At 65.0% G+C, this 1,434-nt stretch carries 2 protein-coding genes; both read left to right on the top strand.

Annotated elements, in window-relative coordinates:
• Positions 1-524: transposase (locus tag ACQRAP_RS08640; RefSeq protein WP_427795396.1), on the top strand; the 524-nt coding region annotated here is incomplete at its 5' end.
• A complete protein-coding gene (locus ACQRAP_RS08635) occupies positions 452-1,396 on the top strand; it encodes an IS3 family transposase (RefSeq protein ID WP_427795397.1) in 945 nt (314 codons plus the stop codon). The genes ACQRAP_RS08640 and ACQRAP_RS08635, both read left to right, overlap by 73 nt.
• Positions 1,397-1,434 lie beyond the last annotated feature (38 nt).

The raw sequence follows: 1,434 nt of genomic DNA, 5'->3' as shown, positions 1-1,434 counted from the left end.
ATTTCTTGGACATGAGAAATGGGAGGCTTTTTATGCGTGTCGACTTGAGGGTGAAGCACGACATCGAGGCCAGGAAGGCGGCGATCGGGCTCTTCGAGCGAGGCCACGGCTCCGAGTCGGCGGCGAAGGCGCTGTCGGTCCCGCGCGACACCGTGAGACAATGGCTCTACGTATACCGGTCGTTCGGAAGCGAGGTGCTGCTATCCATGGACGGCAAGCAGACCAGGTACACATACGAGCAGAAGGTCGCCGCCGCCTCCGCCGTCGTCGACGGCGGCATGGGCAAGCGGGACGCCATGGAGGCGTTCGGGGTCATGTCCCTGGCGCCGCTCAAGAGATGGTGCGCGCTCTACCGCGAGGGCGGCGCCGAGGCGCTCAGGCCCAGGCCCAAGGGCCGGCCGAGCGGTTCCAAGGCGAGGCCGCGCACGCGCGAGCAGGAGCTCGAGGAGCGCTGCCGAAGGCTCGAGACCGAGGTGGCCTACCTAAAAAAATTGCGTGCCCTGGTCGAGAGGGACGGACTCTGACCAGGGCGAAGGTCGAGGCCGTGAGCGCCCTGCGCGAAGAGGGGTACGGGCTGGGGTGCCTGCTGGAGTGCGCCGGCCTGGCGAGGTCGAGCTACTACTACGCGCTGTCGCACCCGAAGGCTCCCACCAGGCCCGAGCTCTGGGAGGCCGCCGCCGAGATATTCTCGCGCACGGCCAACGGGTGCGGCCACAGGCAGATCGCCATGTGCCTGCGCGCCGAGCAGGGCGTGCGCATAGCCTACAAGACCGTGCTGAAGATGATGCGCGAGATGGGCATCAGCTGCGGGATCCGCCGCGAGACCGACTACCACAGGTACAACTCGTACAGGGGCAAGGTCGGAAAGACCTTCGAGAACGTCATCGGGCGCGACTTCGCCGCCGACGGGCCGTGGGAAAAGATGGGCACCGACGTCACCGAGTTCAAACAGCCCTGGGGCAAGGCCTACTTCGCGCCGGTCTACGACTTCGGCAGCAAGGAGATCGTCGCCTGGTCCACGTCGCTGCACCCCAACATGGCTCAGCAGCACGAGCTGCTCGACCAGCTCGTGTCCAAGAAGCCCAAGGGCTCCAGGCCGATCCTGCACTCGGACATGGGCTGGCAGTACCAGCAGGCCGGTTGGTGCAGACGGTTGGAGGAGGCCGGCGTGGTGCAGAGCATGTCCCGGAAGGGCAACTGCATCGACAACGGCGCGACGGAGCAGGTGTTCGGCCACATCAAGGACGAGTTCTTCCGCGGAAGGACGTGGCCGGACTTCGAGTCCTTCAAGGCGGACCTCGACGACTTCGTGGTCCATTGGAACACGAGGAGGCGCCAGGTTAAACTGAAGGGACTGACCCCGGAGGAGTTCCGGAGACAGTCCCTTGCGGCGTAGTTCTTATTTAAGCCGTCCAAGTTTTGGGGTGCAGTTCA

The organism is Collinsella sp. SGI.180 (assembly GCF_050313455.1).
Taxonomy (GTDB): Bacteria; Actinomycetota; Coriobacteriia; order Coriobacteriales; family Coriobacteriaceae; genus Collinsella.
Note: the sequence above shows the minus strand (reverse complement) of the source record. Positions and strands in the feature narration are given on the sequence as shown.